The organism is Agarivorans sp. QJM3NY_25, from assembly GCF_050870875.2.
Taxonomy (GTDB): Bacteria; Pseudomonadota; Gammaproteobacteria; order Enterobacterales; family Celerinatantimonadaceae; genus Agarivorans.
Map to the genome: position 1 here is coordinate 1,794,594 of NZ_CP194041.2, position 17,952 is coordinate 1,812,545.

General features: G+C 44.2%; 13 protein-coding genes. 4 read left to right on the forward strand and 9 right to left on the reverse strand.

The window, feature by feature from the left end; translation table 11 throughout:
• Window positions 1-14 precede the first annotated feature (14 nt).
• On the forward strand, window positions 15-1,331 hold the full coding sequence (locus tag ACRRSW_RS08350; protein ID WP_432459093.1) for an MFS transporter: 1,317 nt from the start codon (window positions 15-17) through the stop codon (window positions 1,329-1,331).
• 66 nt (window positions 1,332-1,397) lie between these two features.
• Here ACRRSW_RS08350 and ACRRSW_RS08355 read toward each other — a convergent pair whose 3' ends face one another.
• The 6 genes from ACRRSW_RS08355 to rdgC all read right to left on the reverse strand — a co-directional run bounded on the left by ACRRSW_RS08355 (window position 1,398) and on the right by rdgC (window position 11,013).
• A complete protein-coding gene (locus ACRRSW_RS08355; protein WP_432461105.1) occupies window positions 1,398-2,588 on the reverse strand; it encodes an NRAMP family divalent metal transporter in 1,191 nt (396 codons plus the stop codon).
• A gap of 320 nt (window positions 2,589-2,908) precedes the next feature.
• Window positions 2,909-5,110: a pectate lyase family protein gene (locus tag ACRRSW_RS08360; RefSeq protein ID WP_432459094.1), complete on the reverse strand. Its 2,202-nt coding sequence runs from the start codon at window positions 5,108-5,110 to the stop codon at window positions 2,909-2,911.
• 586 nt (window positions 5,111-5,696) lie between these two features.
• Window positions 5,697-7,868 carry a pectate lyase family protein gene (locus ACRRSW_RS08365; protein ID WP_432459095.1) on the reverse strand — a complete coding sequence of 724 codons (2,172 nt, stop codon included), beginning with the start codon at window positions 7,866-7,868 and terminating at the stop codon, window positions 5,697-5,699.
• A gap of 415 nt (window positions 7,869-8,283) precedes the next feature.
• Window positions 8,284-8,556 carry a YfhL family 4Fe-4S dicluster ferredoxin gene (locus tag ACRRSW_RS08370; RefSeq protein WP_432453664.1) on the reverse strand — a complete coding sequence of 91 codons (273 nt, stop codon included), beginning with the start codon at window positions 8,554-8,556 and terminating at the stop codon, window positions 8,284-8,286.
• A 2-nt stretch (window positions 8,557-8,558) separates the two neighbouring features.
• On the reverse strand, window positions 8,559-9,926 hold the full coding sequence (gene trhP / locus ACRRSW_RS08375; protein WP_432453663.1) for a prephenate-dependent tRNA uridine(34) hydroxylase TrhP: 1,368 nt from the start codon (window positions 9,924-9,926) through the stop codon (window positions 8,559-8,561).
• 178 nt (window positions 9,927-10,104) lie between these two features.
• Window positions 10,105-11,013, reverse strand: coding sequence for a recombination-associated protein RdgC (gene rdgC / locus ACRRSW_RS08380; protein ID WP_432453662.1), 909 nt, complete (start codon window positions 11,011-11,013; stop codon window positions 10,105-10,107).
• A 268-nt stretch (window positions 11,014-11,281) separates the two neighbouring features.
• Here rdgC and ACRRSW_RS08385 point away from each other — a divergent pair, with 268 nt between their 5' ends.
• Complete coding sequence (locus ACRRSW_RS08385; protein WP_432453661.1) at window positions 11,282-11,761, forward strand: GNAT family N-acetyltransferase; 480 nt, start codon at window positions 11,282-11,284, stop codon at window positions 11,759-11,761.
• A gap of 30 nt (window positions 11,762-11,791) precedes the next feature.
• On the opposite strand, the gene galU is transcribed toward ACRRSW_RS08385, so the two are convergent.
• Window positions 11,792-12,616, reverse strand: coding sequence for a UTP--glucose-1-phosphate uridylyltransferase GalU (galU, locus tag ACRRSW_RS08390; protein ID WP_432453660.1), 825 nt, complete (start codon window positions 12,614-12,616; stop codon window positions 11,792-11,794).
• Window positions 12,617-13,046: 430 nt separating this feature from the next.
• On the opposite strand from galU, the gene ACRRSW_RS08395 reads away from it, so the two are divergent.
• Window positions 13,047-14,768, forward strand: coding sequence for a sugar phosphorylase (locus ACRRSW_RS08395; protein ID WP_432459096.1), 1,722 nt, complete (start codon window positions 13,047-13,049; stop codon window positions 14,766-14,768).
• 74 nt (window positions 14,769-14,842) lie between these two features.
• Here ACRRSW_RS08395 and ACRRSW_RS08400 read toward each other — a convergent pair whose 3' ends face one another.
• Together ACRRSW_RS08400 and ACRRSW_RS08405 are read right to left on the reverse strand one after the other, a co-directional pair.
• Window positions 14,843-16,054, reverse strand: a complete 1,212-nt coding sequence (locus ACRRSW_RS08400) for a glycosyl transferase (RefSeq protein WP_432453658.1) — start codon at window positions 16,052-16,054, stop codon at window positions 14,843-14,845.
• Window positions 16,055-16,056: 2 nt separating this feature from the next.
• On the reverse strand, window positions 16,057-16,938 hold the full coding sequence (locus tag ACRRSW_RS08405; RefSeq protein WP_432459097.1) for an HAD-IIB family hydrolase: 882 nt from the start codon (window positions 16,936-16,938) through the stop codon (window positions 16,057-16,059).
• A 318-nt stretch (window positions 16,939-17,256) separates the two neighbouring features.
• Between ACRRSW_RS08405 and phoB the strand changes: the two genes are divergently transcribed.
• Window positions 17,257-17,949: a phosphate regulon transcriptional regulator PhoB gene (phoB, locus tag ACRRSW_RS08410; RefSeq protein WP_432459098.1), complete on the forward strand. Its 693-nt coding sequence runs from the start codon at window positions 17,257-17,259 to the stop codon at window positions 17,947-17,949.
• The last annotated feature ends 3 nt before the right edge of the window (window positions 17,950-17,952 follow it).

The window sequence follows — 17,952 nt, forward strand, 5'->3', positions numbered from 1 at the left end:
TAAAAGGTCTTGTTATGAACAATTCATCATTGTTAGATTCTGCTGTCCATAAATCAATGGTCCGTCTCGTTCCATTGATGTTATTACTCTACATTTTAGCTTTTCTCGATCGAGCAAACATCGGCGTCGCGAAGGTTCAGTATATGGCTGATACCGGAATTGGTAGCGCCGCATTTGCCTCGGGGGCATCAATTTTCTTCTTAGCTTACGCCTTCTTGGGGGCTCCATGTAATTTGTTAATGAAGAAAGTCGGTGCCAAACGTTGGATCGCCTTTACCACCATCCTATGGGGCTTGGTTTCATGTTCGTTAGCGATTGCCGATACCGAAACTAAATTTGTGACCACTCGTTTCTTGCTAGGGGCTACAGAGGCTGGATTCTTCCCAGGAATGATTTACTTAACCTCTTTATGGTTCCCGCAAAAAAATCGCGGCACCATTATTGGTATGTTTTACGTGGGTCCCTGTATTGCCTTGGCTCTGGGTACCCCTTTTTCTGGGGCCTTACTCGAAGGTTTACACGGTTGGTTAGGCCATCCTGGTTGGTTTTGGATGTTCTTAGTGGAAGGTTTGTTAGCTGCTGCAGTCGGCGTATTTGTTTACTTTTATTTAGATAGTGAACCTAAACACGCCCGCTTTTTAAATGATGGTGAAAGAAAAGCCCTGATGCGCGAGCTGAGTCAAGAAGAGCAAAAATCGGTGGCATCGAGGATTTCTGATGCGATTAAAATTCCCCGGGTGTGGGCGCTCGCCATCGCTTACGGGGTGATCCAACTGTCGGTTTATGGTTTAGCATTTTACTTGCCTTCAACTGTTGCTAAGTTGATTAGTAGCGTTAATGTTACTTTTATTTCAACCCTTGTTGCAGCTATTCCTTGGGTGGTTGCAGGTTTTGCAACTTATTATATTCCTCGTTATGCGGCGAAGCGATTTGCTGAAGCGCATTATGCCGCCTTGGTACTAACAATTGCAGGGATTGGGGTCATTGGTTCTGCGGTGTTGAGTGCTTCTCCGGTTGCCTCTATCTTTTGTTTGTCTTTGGCAGCTTCCGGCTTTATTGCGGTTCAGCCGATGTTTTGGACGATGCCAAGCGCGATACTTTCCGGTAGTGCTTTAGCAGCAGGGATCGGTTTTGTGAACATGTTTGGTGCCTTCGGGGGCGCTTTGGGCGCTCCGGTTCGTGAATTTGCGGAGCCTATATTTGGCAATCCGATGGCCCCTCAGATTGTGATGGGGGTAACTGCAATATTTGGCGCAATTTTGATTTATAGTTTACGTCCACAACAAGCAGGCTCACAGCAGCCTATAGCCGAAGAGGTGATCGCTAAATAATGAACATGTAAATAAGGCGGCTTTAAAGCCGCCTTATTTTAATTGGGATATGACAGCTCCGCGTCGCTACAGTACCCACTTCCAAATGATGAATAAGGCTAAGAAGCCGAAAAGATAAATCAGGCCAAGGTAACTGACGACCCGTAATCCGAGTCCACCTTTCAGCTCCGTTTTAATGGCCGCCGTGTTGACTAACTTGTGGTTGAGCCAAGCAAACATGGGGGTGGTCATAAAGGCGAGTGTCATGGCAAAGCCTAACATCGCTAATAAAGCCGATTTAAAAAATAATATAATCCCAAAGCTCACCACCGATACCACCAGCAACCAGCGCACAAATTGGCTATTGGAAGCCTCTGGTTGGCCTTTCAATAAGGAAAAACCTTCGGCGAGGGCTCGCGAATAACCATCGTATACGGTGATCGACGAGCCAAAAATACACAAGAAAGCAATCACTGCGATGAGGTAGCGTGACCACTCGCCAATGGTACTGGCATACAAGCTCACTAATTGGTGAGAAAAACCAATGCCTCCTGCAGCTAAGGTTTCACCGCTGCCATTGAGAACTAATGCACCTAAGGCTAAAAATACTAAGGCCAATAACATTGTCGTCATATAACCGAGATTAAAGTCAAATAAGGCTGACTTGGCGGTGACTTTTTCATTTTGACACTGCTGCTTTAACCACAGTGAGGTAATGCCTGAAATTTCGATGGGGGCGGGCATCCAACCCATAGTGACCACTAAAAATCCAATGGTGGCCATATTCCAAGGCGAGGGCGCCTGATAATCTGCCGGAGCGACCGGCCCTTGATACCAGGCCATGGCGGTTGCACTCAGCGTTGCCACCACCAATGCCGCCATGATTATTTTGGCAACGTTGTTCAGCGCCGAAAAGTGACCCGCAATTAAGATGACTAAGCTTGCGGTTAAAATGATGGCACATAACACCGGCATGGGTAAGGCTACCGGCACAAAATAACCTAATAGACTAGCGGCAAACATGAGTAAGGCTGCCGAGTTCACCACGGCGGCGATACAATTGAGTAAAAAGGCTGTCAGCAGGTAGCCTTTGCCCATGCTCATATAACCCTGTTGCAGGGTTTGCTGAGTACTGATGGTATAACTGACACTCGCTCGGAAGAAAGGGTATTTAAATACGTTCACCAGAAAGATTAACAAGGCCAACTGCCAGCCAAATTTGGCGCCCGCCTGGGTGGAGGCAACTAAATGGCTGCCGCCAATGGCGGCGGTAGCCATTAAGATCCCGGGTCCAAGTAGCTGAATGATTTTTTGTAAAGATTGCACGGGGGAAGTTGTTGTGTTGGGAATACTCTGTTCCACTGGGGCGTCCTGTTGCTAAGTGTTGTGTTTATGTTTGGGTGTTTAATAATTATTCGAACATTGTAAAGCAAATATTCCATTTACAAAAAGCTTAGTTTTTAGCAAATGTTAACTGCCTCCCGCTGGGTGGTGGCCTTCGAGATATATCATCGATAAAAATGCAGTACGAAAAAATAAAAAACCAGCTTCATGATAAGCTGGTTTTTAATTCAAGCAGACGCTTTAAACGCGGTCGTTTATTGACAAGTATCTGGCGCTAATTTAATGATTTCAGCTGCGCTGAGAGCGTCGTTGGCAACATAAGGGCTTAAACCTCCTTTACCAGCGGTCGCATAAACATAGTCGGCCAGGTCTTGGCTAGTTGCCATCATGTTTACGTTAATGGTGCTTTGACTCGCGGCATCATATTTGGCAAGCATATCAGGGACGTTACCGATTAATACGGATGAGCCATCGAGGCTGCTACCAGAACCCTGGGCCTGACAATTTGCGTTTGATTCGTAAACCTTGGTGCCACTGACCTTAAGACTAGAACCATCGTCGTAGACTAGTTTTGTGCCGATGATACTTTTGACCCAATAGTCAATATCATCTTTTTTCGCGTTATTGGTGTTGTTTAAGAACATATTATTTTCAAATAAGATGCTACCTGCTTTACGAACACTCAATACATCTTTTCGATAACCATAAAACACGTTGTTAAACATGTGTGACTGACCCCAGCGTAACAGCGGTACTCGACGTCCGGTGTTAAACTCCGAAGCAGCGTAAGAAGCATCATCGGTTACAAATAAGTTATTGTGAATTGTGGTTCGAATATTGGCATTCACCGGACGGCTATCACTTGAACCATGTAAAGCCGCGCGTTTCACGTTTTTCAATTTGTTAAATGAAACGGTGATGTTATAAGCACCTTGCTTCACATCGAAGGCGGAATCGCCAGTGTGGTCAAAGGTGTTTTGATGCAGCCAAATATCGTGCGATTGACCAGTTGAACGGATCATATCCGGATCGGCTTCATGGTCCTCGGTGTGGCCACCGCCAACAAAATGCACGTTGCTAATGATTACGTTTTCGGACGGGGTATCGTCGCCATTACCAATTTCAAAACCGCTGTATTTAAAGTTGGCGTTCGCGCCACGTCCATCGATGGTAGTATTAGAGTGGATCATTGGAACTGCCAGCGCACTCTTCACATTGCTGTTATCAACGTTTAGTTTGATGTTGAAGAAGGTATTATCACAGTCGCTGCTGGAAACATCGTGATTGGTACACCATAATTCAGCGTCTAAACATTCGGCTTTGCTCGCATTGTCCAGAGCGCTGAGCACTGCAGGCTCCTCACAGGCTAAACGGTACATCGCAATGTTGGTATCGGCTTTAAAATCATCCTTATCAAATACAATCCAGTTGTAGGCATCGCTGCTAATTGCATTGAGTATTTGTTTTTCAACCAGCGAGCCATCTGTCGGCTTTTTGATGACAACCAAGTTACTATTACCACCTACATCATAACCGCCCACGGCTTTGCTACCGTAACCCACCGGCTTACCCAAGCTAGAGGATAAACACTCAACCTTCTCTTGTTCGCTTAATGAAGATTCGTCCCAATTCACATCAGCGTTTGTCACCAAGTCATGACAAGCGTTAATCGTGCTTGAATCTATGGTGGCGTGATACGCGGTACTGAGGTGCTCAGTCCCTGCCTTATCAGTGACACCTAACCAGTAGTAGTAGCTGCCGTCGGCGAGATTTTTATCGCTGTAACTGACGTTATCGATGTTGGATTGAATCGCACTGCTACCCTCGAAGGTGGCGTCGGTATCACGGTAAACTTTCTGATTTGTAACCTCAATACTTCGAGCCGTCCAGTTTAAAGTGACTGAGGGACCAGCCGTTTTACCACTGAAAGTGAGAGTTGGTTCGGAGGAGGGCGTCGAGCCACTGCTGGAAACTTTGAAATCTGCAACCGTTGCAACTCCTGTCGAGCTGAGAATTTCGAAGGTGAGGCTATTGGTCTTGATGGTACTGATGTTGATGGTGCCCGCACCAGAACCCGACATGATCACCGAATCACTGCTTGCCTTGGCATTCACACCCACCGTAGTGTTTGAGCTATCTTGATTGATTAATTGCCACGCGCCGATGTGACCTTGATAATTAGCGGCTTCAGTGATGGTGACTGAGCTAATGTTTTGTTGCGCTGGCCAGGTAATAGAAACAGAACCAGTTGCGCCAGCTGGAGCCCAATAGCTGCTAAGGTCATTGTCAATAACGTTGTCGTAGCTGGTGCCATTGGCGAGGCTGCTACCAGTGGCGGTTGCACTTGGCGTGCTGTTTGGTGTGCCACCGTCAGAGGAACCCCCGCAGGAGGTGACAGCTAACAATAACAAGTAGCCCAGTGGCTTCATTGTTAGTGTTTTACCCTTGCTTATCATGATACTAGTCCTTATTTATCAAAACACTTTATCTGCGAGAACGATTACTTATTGTGAATAACCGTACTGTTTTTGGTTGATATTTTACTGAGGTTTAAAGAACCACATAATGTTCGATCTAAATTTATGTATAACTAAATAGTTAAATTTATCAAAAATAAAATAACAAGCGAATTTAAAAGAAACATCGGTTCAAAAAAATTAGCGTGTAATCATTATAACGACAAAGCCTTAAATATAGCCATGATGAAAATATTCAATATTTGCGGTAAGTCACTAAATTACTCGCGAAATTTTAATGATTGAGTCTTTGGGGTGCAGAATTGAATTTTTGAGGAGCGGCTATCAACTTTATATTTTTAATTATTTGTTTCATCAATAAATTTATTCAAAATATGATCGATTTTTAGTGGCCGTGGGTGGATGAGACTCGCTTTATTAAGCTATAAGTCTCGGTGAAATGATAACTGTTAGCTCTTTGAATGGGTTGTCGCGATAGCTTCAGATGGTTATCGGAGAAAGAACTAGTATGAAAGATAAAAAGCCAGCCTCGCTAGAAGCTGGCAGTATTTAGTTTATTGAAGCATTATTGGCAAGAAGAGGGGGCTTGCGCAATCACTTGTTGGGTGGATAAAGCCGCAGGGGATAAATAGGGTGTTAAACCGCCTTTACCTGCTGTGGCAAAACTGTATTGCGCCAAATCGTCACCAGCACTGAAGCGATTACTATTAATTACGCTTTTACTGCTGCTGTCGTAGCTGGAAAACATATCTGGGGTAGTTCCATAAGACGCACTTAAATCGCCAGGATTGCCTTGAAGCTGGCAATTGGCATTGGCGTACCAAACATAGCTTCCACTGATCTCTAAGCCGCCTTCGCGATAGTCACGTAATAAAGTTTCAAGCCAGTAATCCATGTCATCACCCTTGCTGTTGTTGATATTATTCAGGAACATATTATCTTCAAAAGCAATTCGACCACCCACGCGTACACTCAGCAGGTCTTTACGATAGCCATAGAATACGTTGTTAAACATATGTGATTGGCCTCGACGCATTAGTGGCACTCGACGCAGGCCATTGTAGGCACTGTCACCAAAATGCTCATCGGTGGTAATGAACAAATTATTATGAATGGTGGTGGTGATTTGGTTGTTCACGGTTCGGCTATCGCTAGAACCATGTAAGGCAGCACGTTTTACATTGATCAATTTGTTAAAGGATACGCTAATATCGTAAGCGCCCACTTTCACATCAAAGGCTGAGTCACCGGTATGCTCGAAGGTATTTTGGTGGATCCAAATATTATGCGACTCTCCGGTAGAGCGCAGCATGTCGGGATCAAGATTGTGGTCTTCGGTGTGGCCAACACCAATGAATCGGTTGTTGGTGACAATTACATTTTCGGTGACATAGGTGCTACTACCACTGCTGTCTGCACCCATTTTGAAACCACTAAATTCAAAAGTAACTTTGCTGGTGCGTCCATCAAGGGTGGTATTGGAGTCGATCATCGGAATTTTGAGTGCATTTAGACTCTTATCGTTGAGCTTATCGTTAAAGAAGGTATCGTCACACTCATCACTTGCTACACCATGGTTCGAACACCAAAGTTGTGGGTTTAAACATTCCGCTTCGCTGGCACCATCTAAGGCATCGAGTACATCGCCATTGCTACAACCGAGGCGGTACATGGCAACGGTTGTGTCTGTGGCGAAGTCGTCTTTATCGAAGACTATCCAGTTATAGGCAGGAGAACTAATCGCGTTGAGGATTTGTTGTTCAACAGAAGTACTACTGTTTTTAGTAATCACAACAAGGTGACTGCCGCCATCAGGGTTGTAGCCCCCGGTGGTTTGACTACCGAAGCCGACAGGCTTACCTAACGATGTAGCCAGACACTCGACGATTTGTTGTTCTGTTTGTAAGGATGATTCCCACCAGTTGATTGAAGGGTCGTTGACTAGTTGATTACAATCGGCATCAAGATCTACATTGCCGGAGTCATCCGATACATTGACGGTCGCTGCAGTGGCGTCAGTATTGTAATTATTTCCTTCACTGTCGGTGAATTTAATCCAGTAGTAGTAAGTCCCATTTGCTAGGCCGCTATCGGTATAGGTGTTTGCGGTTATTCCCGAGGCTATTCTCACTCGTCCAGACGGATCGGCGTCGGTATCGCGATAAATTTGCTGACTCGCAAGATCAATGCCGCTGACACTCCAATTGAGTAATACGGAGTCGTTGCTGACCGAACTTGATAATGATGATTCAAAAGAGGGTTGTTCCGGTGTTGTGTTACCGCTACTACTATAGGTTTCAAATTCAGCCACGGTGGCTAAACCGGAAGCGCTGAGGATTTCGAAGTTAAGCTTTTTGGTGCTTATCGCGTTGAAATTTATGGTTCCAGCACCAGAACCAGTGGCCAGTACCGTGCCGTCATCATTATTGACGAGCTGCCATGAACCGATATTTCCCTGATAGCTTGTGGCTTCAACAATGGCGACAGAGGCAACACTAACTTCGCTACTCCATTTGATTGAAATTCTGCCACTACTGCCGTTGGGTGCCCAATAACTGCTTAGATCACCGTCTCGAACATTTCCATAGCTGGTGCCACTGGCCTTGCTACTACCATCGGATCCGGCTCCGATACTTAGATTATCTGCGGCTAGCAGTGCATTTGAGTTGAGTGTTAGCACCGATAACAGTAAGTATCCCAAGGGCTTGAGAGTGCCTACGTTGGTTTTACTAATCATTGATTTAGTCCTTTATCATGTAGTTTTAGTCAATTGATTCGTTCAATTTTTGTATAGGGTATTTTTGTTATATCTATTTATTTATGATGGTTCGATGATGCCTCCGATCTGTATTTTCTAAATGATTACGTTTTTTTGATAATATTTTAGTAATAACCATTTATTATCAAAATACTGGTTTATTAAAAGTAAATATTTGTTTCTTTTGTGAGCAGTTATTACATTTAGATAAGATGACAAAAATAGCAATAATGTTTTTGATAAAAACATTAAATAGGTGTTGTGGATCACTTTCTATTGTTTAGTTGTGTGGACTTAGTCGCAGTATATTGAAGGGAGAAATATGCTTTTATAAAGAATAAAGTCAGCAATTTGATATGCTGACTTTAAGTGATTTATGGTTAGTTGGGTCGGCTTAGCTTGCCGATTTGGCAATCAGCAAGTCGCCATGTAAGGCGACAAATTTATCGTACAACTGCTCTTCGCTTTCGACATAAGCTGGGTTAACGCTGATGCAGTCGATAGGACAAACAGCGATGCAAGTTGGCTGTTCATAGTGGCCTTTGCATTCGGTACAACGCGCAGGATCAATGACTGTCATCCTGCCATCGTAGGAGATGGCCTGATTCGGGCATTCTGGCTCACACATGTCACAGTTGATGCATTTTTTGCTAATTTGTAGCGCCATGCTTAACCTTTGGCGCTTGCTGTTTGATGAGGGTTACGGGTATTTTGCCCTGATTGTAGATTGCGCATCAACAATGCATGCGCTAAGTCTACATTTTCGGGAACTGGCAAAAACACGGTATGTCCGCTGCCTTTTGCATCATCGATGAGCTCACCTTTTTTATTTTCAAGATGCTCCAGTTTGAAACTCAGGTTCCCTTGAGGGGTCATCAACTCGAGCGTATCACCTAAGATGAATTTATTTTTTACGGTGACTTCGGCCAAACCATTCGGATTGCGTCCGGCCACTTCGCCAACAAATTGTTGGCTATCACTGATTGAATAACCGTAGTCGTAATTTTGATACTCGTCGTGAGTATGACGACGCAAGAAGCCTTCGGTGTAACCACGATGGGCTAAGTTTTCTAAGGTGCCCATTAAATTTGGGTCGAATGGCTTACCAGCCACCGCATCATTGATCGCCTGACGATAGACTTGAGCGGTGCGAGCACAGTAGTAGAAAGATTTGGTTCGGCCTTCAATTTTAAGTGAGTGCACCCCCATTTTTGTTAAACGTTCGACGTGTTGAATCGCCCGTAAATCTTTCGAGTTCATAATGTAAGTGCCATGCTCGTCTTCAAAGGCGGGCATATACTCGTTGGGGCGCCCTTGCTCTTGGAGTAAGAAGACTTGGTCGCTGGGTGCGCCTGCGCCTAAGGTTGGCTCTACGATTTGCGGCTGAGCGGCGATAATGTCACCCACTTCGTTTTCTTTGGCTTCGTGAGCGTTATATTTCCAACGGCAGGAGTTGGTGCACGTTCCTTGATTGGGGTCGCGTTTGTTAATGTAGCCTGATAACAAGCAGCGGCCAGAGTAAGCCATGCAGAGGGCACCATGGACAAAAACTTCTAATTCCATCTCAGGAACTTTCATCCGAATTTCTTCGATTTCGTCTAAGGATAGCTCGCGGGACAAAATTACTCGTTCAACCCCTTGCTGTTGCCAGAACTTCACCGTTGCCCAGTTGATCGCATTCGCCTGAACCGAGAGATGGATGGTTTGTTCAGGAAAAGCTTCTCGCACCATCATGATCATACCAGGATCCGACATAATGAGAGCATCGGGTTGCATCGCGATGACGGGTTCAATGTCACGTAAATAGGTTTTTAGTTTGGCGTTATGCGGCGCGATGTTACTTACCACATAGAGCTTTTTAGCTTGCTGGTGTGCTTCGTTAATCGCCAGTTCAAGGTTCTCATGATTAAATTCGTTATTACGTACGCGTAATGAGTAACGAGGTTGGCCTGCATAAACAGCATCAGCGCCGTAGGCAAAAGCGTAACGCATATTTTTTAGGGTGCCAGCAGGTGACAGTAATTCTGGTTTGAACATCAAAGCTCCGGGTCTGAGTCGAATCATTGAGAATGGCTGCGAGCAGCACAATAAGGGCGCGCATTTTACGCTTTGCTAAAGGGGCTTGCAATGGCTTTGTATGAAAAATCACCAACCATTAAGTAACTACTTGAAAGTATGTTAATGGTTGGTGAAATAGGTAAGTTTAAATGAGGACTTAGCTGGTTAATTCGCCGCCTAGGGCTGCAATGAGATCAGGGATCATTTTACTGAGTTCGCCGCTGGTCAGGGCAAAGTCGGCATCGAAGCGTGCCGCTACATCGCTTTTGTCGATGTCTTCATTTTGTTCGGTGATGGTATCGGTGAACTTCACACCTTTGATACTCATATCTTCACTGAGGATAAAACGTATTGATTCAGCCCAAGTTAGTTCTAGTTTAGTTACAAATTTATCGGCATCTAAATGCACTTTAATTTCGTCACTGAATAAGTCTTGTTCTTTACAGCGAATAATACCACCACCTTCTAGGGCGCTACGTAACTCGGCTTCTTCGCCCAATTCAAAATTAGCCGGAACCAGCTTTTCGTTTAACCAGTCGGTCATGGTGACATCGGCTTGGTTTGCTAACTTAATTGGTGTCACAGGTAAGCTGCCTAAGGATTTTCGCAACAGCGAGACGACTTCTTCGGCTTTCTTTACGCTACCCGCATCAACCGCAATTAAGTCGTTTTCTGGACTAATCCAAGCGTAAGTTAAATTGGTTCTGGAAAAGGCTCGAGGTAATAAGCTCAGTATAATTTCTTCTTTCAACGCATCTTTTTCGGCTTTTTTAAGCGGGCGTTGTTGCTCTTGTTCAATAAGTTCAATTTTATCTTGTAAGGTATCGCGGATCACCGAAGCAGGGAGCATTTTCTCTTCTTTCTTGGCGCATACCAAGTATTCGTTCCCGACAACATGAATCAAACTTTGACCGAATTTACCCATGGGGGCTACCCAACCAAACTTGCTTAGGTCTTGGCTTCCGCAAGGGCTAAAGCTTAGCTCGTCTAAGGTAGCGTCTAGCTTTTCTGGTTCGAGTTCCAGTTCTTTGGTGATTCGAAACAACATTAGATTTTTAAACCACATAACGGATTGGCTCTTTGTCAAATAAGGGGCGCTATTCTAACAAAACTACCGCACTTGTCAGTGGCCATTTTCGTTTTTTTAGTTTGAGCTTTGACTTGCAAGACGCAATGATTGATTTTGTTGTCGTCGCGGATCCAGATTTGAACAGTTTGTTAATGATTTGTGATCTGAATCGAAATCTCGCACATGAAATAGGAGCTGACTCACATCGGCATGGCGCACGATTATCCATACTCAAAATCCACTTATTCAGTTGATGAATGCCTAAATGACATTTTCCAAGTTTGCTTCGACTTTAAGCTTACGCCAAGCCAAAACCTCCGACAGCGATGAGATTAGTGATATTTGGCTGGCGGCAAGTTTACGAGCGCATGACTTTTTGCCGAGTAGATATTGGTGGGAGCGGCAAGAGGCCTTACAACGTTTGTATCAATACGAATCGGAAGTGTGGGTGGCCGAAGTGTCTCAGCAGGTGTGTGGTTTTTTAGTTTTGGTACAGCATCAGTTGATTGCTTTGTTTGTCAGCCCACATTGGCAGGGCAAAGGAATTGGCTCTCAGTTACTGGCGTTGGCAAAACGTCTTCGTTCGCATCTTCAGTTACATTTGTTTGTCGACAACGTAGCGGCTTATCAGTTCTATTTACGGCATCGTTTTCAAGTATTGCGTTACCGGTCCGAGCGTTATACTGGCTATCCCTTGGTACATATGGGATTTGGAGCTTACCCTAAAATGAGCGCCAGGGCTTAAGTCCTGGCGCTTGATCGCATTTCGCCGAATTTACTTGCCGTAAAGATTTTCAAAGCAGTAGTTGGTTGCGTCAACGAAACCTTCGACACTGCCGCAATCAAAGCGTTTGCCTTTAAATTTATAAGCCATGACACAGCCGTTTTGGGCTTGAGTTAACAGTGCGTCGGTTAACTGAATTTCCCCATTTTTACCGGCGGGGGTATCGCGTAATAAATGAAATATGTCTGGGGTGAGAATATAGCGACCGATCACCGCTAAATTGGATGGCTCCTCGCCCAATGGTGGTTTTTCGACCATCGACGTCACTCGAAATAAATCATCTCGTAAGGCTTCGCCTTCGATCACGCCATATTTATGGGCCTCTTCTTTTGGTACTTCCATAACGGCGATAATCGAACAGCGGAATTGTTGATATAGTTTTGCCATTTGCGCAAGAACACCACCGTCATCACCAAAACATAAATCATCGGCTAACACTACGGCGAAGGGTTCTTGACCAATTAAAGTCTCACCACATAACACGGCATGTCCCAGGCCCATCATTTTTTTCTGGCGGGTATAGGTACAATTAACATTATCGACTAGGTGACGAATTTCTTTGAGGTAGGCTTCTTTACTGGTGCCGGCGATTTCATTTTCGAGCTCGTAACTGATGTCGAAATGATCGGCGATGGCACGCTTGCCTCGGCCTGTGATAAATGCCATATCACTCATACCCGCAGCAACGGCTTCTTCGACGCCATATTGAACCAGGGGTTTGTTAACGATGGGAAGCATTTCTTTAGGCATTGATTTAGTGGCCGGTAAAAAGCGGGTTCCATAGCCTGCTACCGGAAATAGACATTTCTTTATCATGGACATAGCAACTCCTTGTATCCTTTCAACGAGGCTCGTTTCAAGCCTAAGCTTAGTGTTATTGAATATCTAAGGTAAACGCAGCAAGAGCGATGCCAGTGTCGTTGCGCATGGTCGTTAAGCGTTTGTTTTAGAATTGTTTTATATGAATTCACTTGGTTTGGCCAGAGGCTTCCAAAGATTCAATTGCACTGCTTTAGTGCATATTTATCGGCTGAACCAAAATAATGCATTAAAACGGGACAAAGGGCACTAAGTAAAGATAATTATTTTTTATGTTAATAGTCGTTGGTTGTTTATTGATTGTTTTTTATATATGAAACAACGTATTACATCGGTTTTAGTTAACCGGGATTGATTATTTACGATTGGCACGTTACTTGGAGAGTTATATTCCAATACGTACAATGTTGATCACTGAGGGCTGTCTATGCAAAAACTCGAACACCTATTACAGCAAATTTTTGGTGATTCTGTACCTGAGTCGCTGGGCCATGACATTGGCTTAAAGATAGAAGCGGCTAAATCCACCTTTCCTCGTTATCAATCATGGTCGGAACAAGATCTGATTTTGATCAGTTATGGGGACAGTGTGTTGACTGAAGGCCTATTACCCTTGTCAAGTTTGCATCGGTTTTTAGGTGATTATTTAGAAGGACTGATTAGCGCCGTTCATATATTGCCTTTCTTTCCGTTTAGCTCCGACGATGGATTTTCGGTGATTGATTATTATCAAGTCAACTATAGCCTGGGGGATTGGCAAGATGTTGCGGCGCTCAATCAGGACTTTGAGTTGATGTTTGATTTGGTGATGAATCACTGTTCCAGACAGAGCCTTTGGTTTAATGATTTTGTAAATGGTTCGGGGGAAGGGAAAGATTACTTTATCGAGTCTGATCCCTCGCTGGATTATAGTGAAGTGACTCGGCCGCGCACTAATCCTTTAATTGTTGATGTTTATACTAGAAAAGGCTTAAAGAATGTTTGGGCCACCTTTAGTGATGATCAAATTGATTTAGATTTTTCAAATCCAAAGGTGCTATTAGCTTTTATCGATATTTTTATTTACTACTTAAATAAAGGTGGGCGGTTTATCCGTTTGGATGCGGTGGCTTTTGTTTGGAAACAACTCGGTACTAATTGCATTCACCTCCCGCAGACCCACGCGATTGTTAAGTTGCTACGTTGGGTGATGCAACAACTCGATCCAAACTTAGTCTTAATCACCGAAACTAACGTCCCTCACCAAGAGAATATTAGTTATTTTGGTGCTGGAGATGAGGCTCATCTGGTCTATCAATTTGCTTTACCCCCTTTACTGTTACACGCTTTAAATCGTGGTAACGGACACTATTTAACGGCGTGGGCTCGTGATTTAGCGGCATTGCCAGAAGGCTGTAGTTATTTTAATTTTGTCGCCTCTCATGACGGTATCGGTGTTCGGGCGGTGGAACAGATTATTCCGAAACATGAAATTTCCGATTTGGCGGAGTCGGTGCACAACTTTGGTGGTTTTGTCAGCATGAAATCTAATGGTGATGGCACTCAAAATCCCTATGAACTAAATATTTCTTTATTTGATGCCTTGCAGGGAACTCGTACGGGCTCCGATCAGTGGCAGGTTGAGCGGTTTTTATGTAGTCAGATGGTGTTGTTAAGTTTACAAGGGATCCCGGGGATTTATATTCATAGCTTAACGGCGACCGCTAACGATCATTTACTGGTGGAGCAGACTGGGCGCACTCGTTCGATTAATCGTCATCGTTGGCAGCGTCAAGAGTTTGAAGATTTATTAGCTCAAGGGCATAGTGCGCAAGCTCAAGTGTTTCATCGTTATCGCGATCTGTTGGCTTTGCGTAAGTCGATCGCAGCCTTTAACCCGCAAGCGGCTCAGCGCGTTTATGATTGTGGCGATGCTGTATTTGTGCTGCAACGAGGTTTAGCGCCAAATGGAGGTGTATCTTTGTCACACGAAGCGCTATTAGCAGTCTTTAACCTCACAAAATATCCGCAGCATCTTGATCACTGTGCTCAGTTGCCACAGGCCTACTTAGGGGAATGTGAAGACTTACTTAGTGAAGAGCGGCTTAACTTAGTGGACTATAAACTGAAGCCTTATCAAGTATTGTGGTTATGCCCAGTGACAGATTAAGTATATTGGTTTACGCCTTATAAAAAAACTCGGCCTTGATGCCGAGTTTTTTATTTCAGAATTGGATATTCGGCTTAGCAGTTGTCTGCTTCAACCGCTTCATAGAGGCGTTCTAAAAAGTCAGGCGCTGCGCTTTGTACACGGTTCCAACTTGGGATGAATGGTGTCGCAGAGGGATTATCGAGGAAGGTTTCTCCTGCTGCCATAATTGCCTTGGCAAACAGTTCTACAGCGTCTTCTTCAGCATGGCGGTCAAGGGTTAAACCGTTAATCAGTGCATCGCTGTGGTAATTTTCGATAAAGTCTAAGGCCATTCGATAATAAGTCGCTTTTAAAGTGCGTAGCTTACCAGGACTAAAAGTGTGCCCTTGGGTGGCGAGCTTTCTAATCACCGCTTTACTGATATCGGTGGCCATCTTAGCAAGACCCGTATCTAGGTTGTCGATGCTGAGTTCTTGGTGCTTATGGTCATAAACATCGGCAATATCCACCTGACAAATGCGATTGGTTGAATGATTACGGAAGACTTCCGATAATACGCCAATTTCTAAACCCCAGTCGGAGGGAATACGAATGTCATTAATTACATCTGATTGCATGGAGAACTCTCCAGCCAGAGAGTAACGGAAGCTATCAAGATATTCTAAGTAGTCATCATAACCTTCTATTTTTTTGAGCGCTTTCAATAAAGGCGTGACCAATAAACGCGCAACGCGACCATTTAATTTTCCATCGGCATGACGCGCATAAAAACCTTTACAGAATTCGTAGTTAAATAGCGGGTTGGCAACCGGATACATGAGTCGTGCGAGCATGCTTCGATCGTAGGTAATAATGTCACAGTCGTGCAAACCAATCGCTTTACTCTTACCCGACGCTAGGGCGTAGCCAAAGCAATACCATACATTCCGTCCCTTTCCGGCCTCTTTTGGAGCTAAGTTGAGTTCGGCTAGTTGCGAGTCGAGGGCTCGCAGGCGCGGGCCGTCGTTCCAAAGGATACGTACATGTTGCGGCAGCTCAGCAAAGTAGTTCTTGGCAAAGGCAAATTGCTCTTCGGTGGCGCAGTCTAAGCCAATGATTATCTCGCTGAGGTAGGGTACTTTCGCTAGCTCTGCCACAATCGTGGCGAGGGCTGGTCGCTCTAATTCAGAAAACAAAGAGGGGAGTACCAGACTCATTGGCCGAACCTTGGAAAAAGCCATCAACTCTTGTTCTAGCTCTTCTAGTGGGCGGTCAGTTAAGTTGTGTAAGGTCGTTACAATACCGTTTTGATAAAAATCAGCCATGGTTATGCTCCAGTTAAAAAAGAATGTAAAACTTGTTGTATCATTTTGTGCCAACCATAGGGCCCTGGGTGTGGGGCTAAACTGCAGTTAGGATGGTCTATATAAAGGGCGGGGGCGTGTTTGCGTGGAATTATCACAGCCAAGTCGGCTTGTTCTAACATACTGCGATCGTTTTCGCTGTCACCGAGCGCGAGATTAAAGAAACGATGTTGGTAGTACTGTTGGTAATGTTGATTTAACCAGCGCATCGCGTCGGCTTTGTCTAGGCGAGCCTTGATATGTAAAAAGCGTCCTCCTTTGATCACCGCTAAATTGTGTGCTTCCAATTTTTTTATAAATAATTCAAGTTGCTCTGGGCTGTCATTCCATAATACCGGTTCAGAGGCCATGCGTTGCTTGGCCAGTTGCGCCTCGTATTTATTGAGACCAGTGTGTAGTTGTACCTCTTCTGCATTCATATCATTAAAGCCCTGAAAGCGAAATTGGCAACGTTGGCGAAGTACGCTTAAGTATTGGCAAATGTCGGGGTAGCTAGGGCCAAATATTTTAATATTCCATTGTTGCTTGCCTACATTGAGGGGACTTAAGTCATCAATTTGTAAAGGGCTGTGCGAAGGGATACAAATGGCAGAGCCATTTTCGACCACGAAGGGCTGTTCAATTCCCAGTTTCTTTTGAAGTTCTAAGGCTTCCATTAAGGTTTTACTGGTATTAAAAATCACTGGAATGTTCAGTAGCTTGAGTTGTTTCAAGCTGGGCTGCGCGGGTTCGAAGCTATAAGAATCGTGGTCGAGTAAGGTGCCATCTAAATCGGTAAACACGAGCAGGTTGCTTGCATTGATTTGCAACTCTGCTGGAGATAGTTGTTTGGCTGAATACGGCATATGGCCTCAATATCGATGAATGATACATTTATTTATTAGAAGCAGGAGCAATGCCACAGTCGCTAAGTGCTACCTTAGTCAATAGATAAAACCTCTAATTATCATAAATTTACCATGATTTATTATGCCCTTTAGTCACTGAAGCTTGAGATTTGTTTTGCATTATTTTGGTGCAAAGCTTTGCTAATATTTAGGTGAAGCCCTTTATTGGTGCGAATATATATTTGTTGGGTGGTTTGACTTACACTGACTGCTGTCATAAATCTGTCATTAATACGTCGCATAATTGCCACAGTTTCTTAGATCGAGATAAAAGTAATGCCAAGGAAGATACTTGTTGTAGAAGATGAAGCTCCAATTCGTGAAATGCTGTGTTTTGTATTAGAGCAACACGGTTATGAGCCTATTGAAGCTGCGGACTATGAGCAAGCGATAGCAAAGTTAACTGAACCTTATCCAGAGCTGGTATTACTGGACTGGATGTTACCCGGTGGTAGTGGGATTTCTATTATTAAACATATGCGTCGCCATGACTTAACGCGTCAGATCCCCGTGATTATGTTAACCGCGAAAGGTGAAGAAGAAGATAAGGTTCAAGGTTTAGAAGCAGGCGCTGATGACTATCTTACCAAGCCTTTTTCTCCCAAAGAATTGATGGCGAGAGTGAAGGCAGTGATCCGTCGTATTTCACCGACATCTTTAGAAGAAACCATTGAAGTTCAAGGTTTACGTTTAGATCCAGTTTCACATCGAGTGAGTGTCGAAAATGAACCCTTGGATATGGGGCCTACAGAGTTTAAGCTATTGCACTTCTTTATGACTCACCCCGAGCGTGTTTATAGCAGAGAACAACTGCTAAATAATGTGTGGGGAACTAACGTGTACGTAGAAGATCGGACGGTTGATGTGCATATTCGTCGCTTACGTAAGGCTATAGGCCTACAAGGCTATGATCGTTTGATTCAAACCGTTCGAGGTTCTGGGTATCGTTTTTCAACTAGAGTGAAATAATAC

Coding starts and splice junctions, on each gene's coding strand:
- ACRRSW_RS08355 (WP_432461105.1), bottom strand. CDS start 2,588: ATGGCTACCGCCGCCATTGGCGGCAGCCATTTAGTTGCCTCCACCCAG.
- ACRRSW_RS08385 (WP_432453661.1), top strand. CDS start 11,282: ATGACATTTTCCAAGTTTGCTTCGACTTTAAGCTTACGCCAAGCCAAA.
- rdgC (WP_432453662.1), bottom strand. CDS start 11,013: ATGTGGTTTAAAAATCTAATGTTGTTTCGAATCACCAAAGAACTGGAA.
- trhP (WP_432453663.1), bottom strand. CDS start 9,926: ATGTTCAAACCAGAATTACTGTCACCTGCTGGCACCCTAAAAAATATG.
- ACRRSW_RS08395 (WP_432459096.1), top strand. CDS start 13,047: ATGCAAAAACTCGAACACCTATTACAGCAAATTTTTGGTGATTCTGTA.
- ACRRSW_RS08350 (WP_432459093.1), top strand. CDS start 15: ATGAACAATTCATCATTGTTAGATTCTGCTGTCCATAAATCAATGGTC.
- ACRRSW_RS08365 (WP_432459095.1), bottom strand. CDS start 7,868: ATGATTAGTAAAACCAACGTAGGCACTCTCAAGCCCTTGGGATACTTA.
- ACRRSW_RS08360 (WP_432459094.1), bottom strand. CDS start 5,110: ATGATAAGCAAGGGTAAAACACTAACAATGAAGCCACTGGGCTACTTG.
- ACRRSW_RS08370 (WP_432453664.1), bottom strand. CDS start 8,556: ATGGCGCTACAAATTAGCAAAAAATGCATCAACTGTGACATGTGTGAG.
- galU (WP_432453660.1), bottom strand. CDS start 12,616: ATGATAAAGAAATGTCTATTTCCGGTAGCAGGCTATGGAACCCGCTTT.
- phoB (WP_432459098.1), top strand. CDS start 17,257: ATGCCAAGGAAGATACTTGTTGTAGAAGATGAAGCTCCAATTCGTGAA.
- ACRRSW_RS08400 (WP_432453658.1), bottom strand. CDS start 16,054: ATGGCTGATTTTTATCAAAACGGTATTGTAACGACCTTACACAACTTA.
- ACRRSW_RS08405 (WP_432459097.1), bottom strand. CDS start 16,938: ATGCCGTATTCAGCCAAACAACTATCTCCAGCAGAGTTGCAAATCAAT.